Source organism: Pseudomonas sp. YL2 (assembly GCF_023063025.1).
GTDB classification, from domain to species: domain Bacteria; phylum Pseudomonadota; class Gammaproteobacteria; order Pseudomonadales; family Pseudomonadaceae; genus Aquipseudomonas; species Aquipseudomonas putida_A.
Window position 1 is genome coordinate 1 of sequence record NZ_JAJSLU010000035.1, and the last position, 7081, is coordinate 7081.

Consider the following 7081-nt stretch of genomic DNA (forward strand, 5'->3'; position numbering starts at 1 on the left):
CAATACGACGCCTACGGCAAGGTGTCGGCGATCACCCTCGCGGGCGAGGACTACCTGGACCAGCCGCTGCGGTTTCAGGGGCAGTATTTCGATGCGGAAAGCGGGCTGCATTACAACCGGCACCGGTATTACGACCCGAGGCTGGGGCGGTATCTGACGCCGGATCCGGTGAAGCTCGCAGGTGGGTTGAATCAGTACCAGTACGTGCCGAATCCGACGGGGTGGGTGGATCCGTTGGGGTTGACGTCGAACTGCCCGCCGCCGAATAGGCCTGGGTGTAAGGTGCCGGGTGGGGCGAGTGAGGCTAAGGTAGATAAGGGAGAGCCGGCGCTACCGAAGATGTCAGCGCAGGAGCGGCGCGCGAGAATTGACGAATTGGCAGAGCGGATCGCTCATAAAGAATTGAAACAAATGGAGCTTACCAATACCAAGGCGCATTTCTTACAAAAGCATGGTGCTCAGACCACTTTGGCAGCGCAACTTGAACGGGTGCAACATGCCAAGAATCCCACCACAGGTAAAGTGGAGATGAGGATAAATAGGAAAACCAAGTCAAAAGAGCCAAGTATCCCTCGCGCAGCAACAAGATTTGTTAGCCATAGAGATCAATTGAACGCGATAAATCGTGCGCAGCTTATATTCCGTCGTACCGGTAGCCTAGCTCTCTCGTCATTGCCTGTAGAAATGGGCAGAAAGGTAGGTGAAGGATATAAGAGTAAGCGGTTGGAGTATGTGGAGACCACAAAGACTGTTGTTATTCTTGATGTTAACGGCAATCCAATAACAGCATATACGGATTACTAGATAATGAAGGTTAAACCAAGTATCTCAATATTGACAGGCTTCTTGTTTTTGTTTGATATTGATTATCCTCATGAGGAGTCAGTTGAAGAGCTTATTTGCTTGGCAGATGTTAACGATTATTCGGAGCTTTCGAAAGTTTTCGACATTGTGGTGAGGCCGGATTTTTTAAATTACTCAGAGGATGATAGGTGCTGGCTAATTGAAACTATCAGTTTCTTTTTGAACGAAAATGATTCGTTTAAAGCGGTTTTTGAAAAAAGAAGCTTTTTGTTTTCCGACGAAATAGAGGACGGACGATTTTTTATGAGTACTCTGTTGGGGCGGCTTCAGGCATATCAGCAAGAAATGATTGGGGTTGAATAGGGTTGAAAGTTTTTGAAGAAACAAAACGTGAACTTCTGATTGAACGTATGGACGATGCTGGGTGCGTCTTCAATTTTATAGTCTTCGAACTTGAGTCGGAAGTAATAGTTGATGAATCTGTTCATCGGCGAGCTTTGGTTGGTCTGCATAAACAACTTATGAGCGAAGCGTTGGATGGGCATGCTCAGTTAATTAAAAATCCAGAGTATGCGGGTAATAGTGCTCCAGAAATAAGCTGGGAGCTTGAGAAGGCAGTTCCAACACTGTTAAGTGATGAAGAGTTGAAAAATTTAATGTTGACAGAGGATTATGTGCGCGGGCCTCTAGCACTATACGGACATTTCCGTGAGCCACCGTACGGCACGAAATTTAAGGGCGGAGAACGGGAAGCTCAGGAGCTTTTTCATGAGTGGAGAATTGCTATCGGACTTGAAGAGAATAGCGGGGTCACGGCAATAAATTGGGTGAAAGGAATCAATACGACATGGGTTGATCGCGAGGATGCGATCCCTGGAAGGGAATCGTGGAGTAATTATTTTGATAGTGGCTTGGAGTGGTGGGGAATATGGTGTATGACGATTTGGAACCCGGAGCGGCGCACGATAAGTGCACTAATAGCAAGTACTACTGACTAATTTTATGGACTGCCCTTCGCGAGCAAGCCGCTCCCACAGGGATCTGTGTCGTATGGGGAGTCAGCGTTGGCCAATCAGTTGCGGCGGTTGCAGGTCAGCAGCATCGAGACTATCAATCACATGCACGCTATACCCCGGAACATTCTTCGCATGGTGTTTCGCCTGCGAAGCCATCTCCGCCAGCTGACTCGCGTCCAGTTCTGCGCAGGCTTCTGGATGCAGGTGGACGACGCCGATGGACAGTGACAACAAGGGAAACTCCTGCCGCACACCCTGACGATTCGGCGCGATAAAGCAACCAGCTTCAAGATGCTCAGGGCGATAGAAGCGCCGGCATTGGCTCTGGAAGTCGTCGAGCAGTTGGTTGAGGCGTTTGCGCCAGTCTTCCGGGCCGAGTACCAGAAGGAAGTCGTCGCCGCCGATGTGGCCGACGAAGTCGCGGGAAGGGTCGACGCGTTCGTTCAGACATTGCGCCAGGCACAGCAGGACTTCGTCGCCACGGCCGTAGCCGTAGATGTCGTTGAAGGGTTTGAAGCTGTCGATGTCGACGTAGCAGATGATCGATTCACGGCCCTGTTGCAGCAGGCGGGTCAGGCATTGCTGGATCGGCACGTTGCCGGGTAGCAGGGTCAGCGGGTTGGCGTAGCGTGCCTGCTGGATTTTCAGTTCGGTGATCAGTTTGAGCACGTCGATCACCCGACCGAGGCCGAGATAACCGCCGTTGAGGGTGATGATGAAATCTTCTTCGATGCGCTGCCGGGCGCGGCTGGTGATCAGGCGGCTGACCTGTTGCAGCGACTGGCTCATTTCCACGGCGAGGAAGTCGTCGTTCATCAGGCGGCTGATCGGTTTGCGTGCGAACAGGTCGGTGGCGAACGGTTTGAGCAGCGCGTCGGACAACGAATGGCGATGGACGATGCCGCACGGCTGGCCCTGTTCGTCGAGCACCGCCAGTGAGTTCAGATTGGCCTGGCGGCGGAAGGCTTCCAGTACGGTGGCAGTCGGTGTGTCGCGATGCACCGCCGGTTGGTCGTTGAGCAGGGCGCTGAGGTCGCTGCCTTCGTCGTTCAACGCCACGGTGCTGCTGTCGTGTTTCGGCATCAGGGCCCGGGCATCGCGGGGTGGATGCTCCTGAGGGCGAGCGAGCAGGTAACCCTGCACCAGATCGACGCCCATCTCGGTCAGCACTGCCAGTTCTTCCGGCAATTCGATACCCTCGGCAATCACCTGCGCCCGCGAGGCCTTGGCGATTTGCAGGATCGAGCCGACGAACTCGCGTTTCAACGCATCCTGATGAATGCCGTCGATGAAGTGGCGGTCGATCTTCACGTAATCCGGACGCAGCTCCGACCACAGGCGCAGGCTTGAATAGCCGGCACCCAGATCATCCAGTGCGATGGAAAAGCCCATCGCCCGATAGTGATGCAGGGCGGTTTGCAGCAACTGGAAATCGTCGATTGGCGTCTGTTCGGTGAGTTCGATCACCACTTGACTCGGTGGGATGCCGAAGTCTTGCAGCAGTTGCAAGGTCCGCCCCGGTTGGTGCGCGGCTTCGAGCAGGGATTCCGGTGAAACGTTGAGGAACAGCTTGCCCGGCAGTTGCTGCTCGTTGAAACGACGGCAGGCAGACTGGCGGCAGGCAATCTCCAGTTCGCTCAAGCGGCCGGCTTGACGCGCCACGGCGAACAACGCGATAGGCGAGTGCAGAGGGCTGTTGGACGGGCCGCGGGTGAGAGCTTCGTAGCCGAGAATGCGACGCTCGGAGAGACAGATGATCGGCTGGAACAGGCTGTGCAAACCGCTTTGAGTCAGGATCGAGCTCAAGGCACTCAGCTGTTCGGTCGTGGTCATGGCAATCTCTGGCGATAAAAAAAGGACTGGGAGCGCTCTTGCTTGAAGAGGCGCTCCCAGTCCTTTATTTCACGACAGAATGATGACTGTTTGATGACGCTCCGGGGAGCGTCACCACTAAATTGCCATCATCTTACTTCTTGGCCACCTGATTGCTCAGCTTCAGGTAATCCAGCAGCACGCGCCCGGTTTCGCTCAGGTAGGCGTCGTCTTCTGGTTTGACCTTGTCCGGCTCAGCCGCAGCCAGCGCGTCTTCATCTTCTTTCTTCAGCTCTTTGAGCGGTTCTTCGCCTTTGGCTTTGCGACGGATGTTTTCCATGGCCAGTTGCTTGGCATCGATGTCCGCATGCTGGGCACGACGGTCGGCTTCATTGAGGCTGACGGTTTTCTCTTCCATCAGCTTCTGCGCCAGGGCCAGCTTGTCACGGATGAACACGAACTCGGCATCTTTGGCGCTGCGTGCGTCATGCTCGGACTTGAGCTGCGCCAGGTACGGCTTGAACGGATCGGAGGCCGGCTTGATCGCTGCCTTGATGGTGTCCCACGGCATGGCTTCCGGCAGGGCGCTTTCGCCGATTTCCTTGGTGTCGATGATCGACGGGTAGTCGATGTCCGGCAGTACGCCCTGATGCTGGGTGCTCTGCCCGGAAACCCGGTAGAACTTGGCCAGGGTCAGTTTCAGTTCGCCATGGTTCAGCGGCTGAATGGTCTGCACGGTGCCTTTGCCGAAGGTCTGGCCACCGATGATCAATGCACGATGGTAGTCCTGCATGGCGCCGGCGAAGATCTCCGAAGCCGAGGCGGACAGGCGGTTGACCAGCAGAGCCATCGGGCCTTTGTAGAACGCGCCCGGGTTTTCATCTTCCAGTACATCGACGCGGCCATCGGCGTTACGCACGAGTACGGTCGGGCCCTTGTCGATGAACAGGCTGGTCAGCTCGGTGGCTTCCTGCAGAGAACCGCCGCCGTTGTTGCGCAGGTCGATGACCACGCCGTCGACTTTCTCTTTCTGCAGTTCGGTCAGCAGTTTCTTGACGTCACGGGTGGTGCTCTTGTAGTCCGGATCACCGGCACGGAACGCCTTGAAGTCGAGGTAGAACGCCGGGATCTCGATGATGCCGAGCTTGTAGTCCTTGCCGTCCTGTTTCAGGTTCAGCACGGACTTTTTCACCGCCTGGTCTTCAAGCTTCACCGCTTCGCGAGTGATCGGCACGATCTTGCTGGTCTGGTCGTTCGGCGCATTGCTGGCCGGAATCACTTCCAGGCGCACCACGGTGCCTTTCGGGCCGCGGATCAGCTTGACCACTTCGTCCAGGCGCCAGCCCACCACGTCGACCATCTCTTTGTTGCCCTGGGCAACGCCGATGATCTTGTCGGCCGGTGCAACCTGCTTGGTCTTGTCGGCCGGGCCTGCCGGCACCAGACGCACGACTTTCACTTGATCGTTGTCGCTCTGCAACACGGCGCCGATGCCCTCCAGGGACAGGCTCATGTTGATGTCGAAGTTCTCCGCGTTATCCGGCGACAGATAGTTGGTGTGCGGGTCGTAGGACATGGCGAAGGTGTTGATGTACGCCTGGAAGATGTCTTCCGCGCGAGTCTGGTCCAGGCGCGCCAACTGGTTCTTGTAGCGCTTGGTCAGGGTTTCCTGGATCTGCTTGGAATCCTTGCCGGCGATCTTCTGCCGCAGCACTTCGTCCTTGACGCGTTTGCGCCACAGGTCGTCGAGTTCAGCGGTGGATTTGAGCCAAGGGGCGTCCTTGCGATCGATCAGCAAGGTTTCCTTGGTGGTGAAGTCCATCTTGTCGACGCCCTTGTTCAGCTCCGCAATGGCGAAGTCCAGACGCGCCTTGACGCGGTCCAGATAGCGCTTGTAGATGGTGAACCCGGCGTTGAGGTCGCCGCTTTTGAGGAAGTCGTCGAACTGGGTCTTCCACTTGTCGAATTCGGCGATGTCGCTGGCCATGAAGTAGCTGCGCGACGGGTCCAGCAGCTTGATGTAGCTGTCGTAGATGATCACCGAGCGCGCATCGTCGAGCGGCGGCTTGCTGTAGTGGTGACGCTTGAGCAACTCGACGACGTTGAGGCTGGCGATCACTTCGTCGCGATCCGGCTGCAACTTGTCCCAGCTGTTGGCTGCGAATGTAGTGCCCGACACCGGCAACAAGCCGATACCGATGAAAAGAGCGAGGGCGGTGCTGGGGAGCAAATGCTTCATGCTGATTCGACGCGGGGACAATTGATAACGCATATTAGGCCGTCTTTGAAGTCGCCGGTTCTACGAGAGCCGGTCGCATAATGCAAAAAGCCCGGCGCTACAGCTTCGGGCTCAGTCCAGACTCACTATGGAGGCACTGTGAAGGCATTGCAAGGCGTTGAAGGTCAAGTGGCATGGCTTGAAGAGCCGAGTCCGGTGTGTGATGCAGGACAAGTGCGCATTCGCGTGGCGGCTGCGGGCCTCAATCGCGCCGATTTATTACAGAAAGCCGGGCTTTATCCACCGCCGCCGGGCGCCAGTCAGGTGCTCGGTCTGGAGTGTTCCGGGGTGATCAGTGAAGTCGGCGCCGGCTCGTCCTGGCAGGTCGGCGACCGGGTCTGCGCCTTGCTGGCCGGGGGCGGAATGGCCGAGGAGGTGGTGGTCGATGGACGGCACGTGCTGCCGGTGCCCGAGGGCGTTTCGTTGATCGAGGCCGCGGCATTACCCGAGGTTTATGCAACGGTCTGGCTCAACGTGTTTCAACTGGCGGCGCTGAAACCCGGCGAGAAGGTTCTCCTGCACGCCGGGGCCAGTGGAATTGGTTCAGCCGCCATTCAGCTGTGCAAGGCGTTCGGCAATCCCTGTTGGGTCAGCGTCGGGTCGGCTGAGCGATTGGCCTACTGTGAGGCGCTGGGAGCCCAGGGCGGCGTGGTGCGCACCGATGATCTGGAAAGCCTGCGCGACTTCGGGCCGTTTGACGTGATCCTTGATCCGGTCGGCGGCAACTATGCGGCACTGAACCTCAAGCTGACGGCGCTGGACGGGCGCTGGGTCTTGATCGGCTTGATGGGCGGGCGTGAGGCGAAACTGGATCTGGCACAGGTTCTGGCCAAGCGCGTGCAATTGCTTGGTTCGACGTTGCGCAGTCGTGATGATCAGTTCAAGGCCGACCTGTTCAGCGACTTGAGCCAGCATGTGTGGCCGCTGTTTGCCGAAGGGCGGTTGAGTCCGCAACTGGCAAAAGCCTTCCCGGTGAAAGACGCCGAAGCGGCGTTTGCCGAGCTGGCGAGCAACAAAGTTGCCGGCAAACTGGTGCTGGTGGTCGACGAAAGCCTGACCTGAAAACACCGAAAAACCTGTGGGAGCGGGCTTGCTCCCGCGGGGGGGGGGGGAGAGAAAAAAATATCTGACGAGCCCCCCCCCTCCCGCGCGAGGCCCCCCCCCCCCATTG

The 7081-nt window shown here is 57.1% G+C and carries 6 protein-coding genes; 4 read left to right on the plus strand and 2 right to left on the minus strand.

Annotation, left to right across the window (positions count from 1 at the left end; all coding sequences use genetic code 11):
• From LVD08_RS27795 to LVD08_RS27805, 3 genes are all read left to right on the plus strand, one after another.
• A partial coding sequence (locus tag LVD08_RS27795; protein WP_247269752.1) for an RHS repeat-associated core domain-containing protein occupies nt 1-804 on the plus strand: 804 nt, incomplete at its 5' end.
• Nucleotides 805-807: 3 nt separating this feature from the next.
• Nucleotides 808-1167, plus strand: a complete 360-nt coding sequence (locus LVD08_RS27800) for a hypothetical protein (protein WP_247269753.1) — start codon at nt 808-810, stop codon at nt 1165-1167.
• Nucleotides 1168-1169: 2 nt separating this feature from the next.
• A complete protein-coding gene (locus tag LVD08_RS27805; RefSeq protein WP_247269754.1) occupies nt 1170-1802 on the plus strand; it encodes a hypothetical protein in 633 nt (210 codons plus the stop codon).
• A gap of 60 nt (nt 1803-1862) precedes the next feature.
• Here the strand turns inward: LVD08_RS27805 and LVD08_RS27810 are convergent, their stop codons facing one another.
• Both LVD08_RS27810 and LVD08_RS27815 read right to left on the minus strand, forming a co-directional pair.
• Nucleotides 1863-3653: a bifunctional diguanylate cyclase/phosphodiesterase gene (locus LVD08_RS27810; protein ID WP_247269755.1), complete on the minus strand. Its 1791-nt coding sequence runs from the start codon at nt 3651-3653 to the stop codon at nt 1863-1865.
• Nucleotides 3654-3786: 133 nt separating this feature from the next.
• Nucleotides 3787-5871 (minus strand): carboxy terminal-processing peptidase, encoded by a 2085-nt coding sequence (locus tag LVD08_RS27815; RefSeq protein ID WP_167734107.1) that lies wholly within the window; start codon nt 5869-5871, stop codon nt 3787-3789.
• A gap of 138 nt (nt 5872-6009) precedes the next feature.
• Between LVD08_RS27815 and LVD08_RS27820 the strand changes: the two genes are divergently transcribed.
• On the plus strand, nt 6010-6972 hold the full coding sequence (locus LVD08_RS27820; RefSeq protein WP_247269756.1) for a zinc-binding dehydrogenase: 963 nt from the start codon (nt 6010-6012) through the stop codon (nt 6970-6972).
• Nucleotides 6973-7081 lie beyond the last annotated feature (109 nt).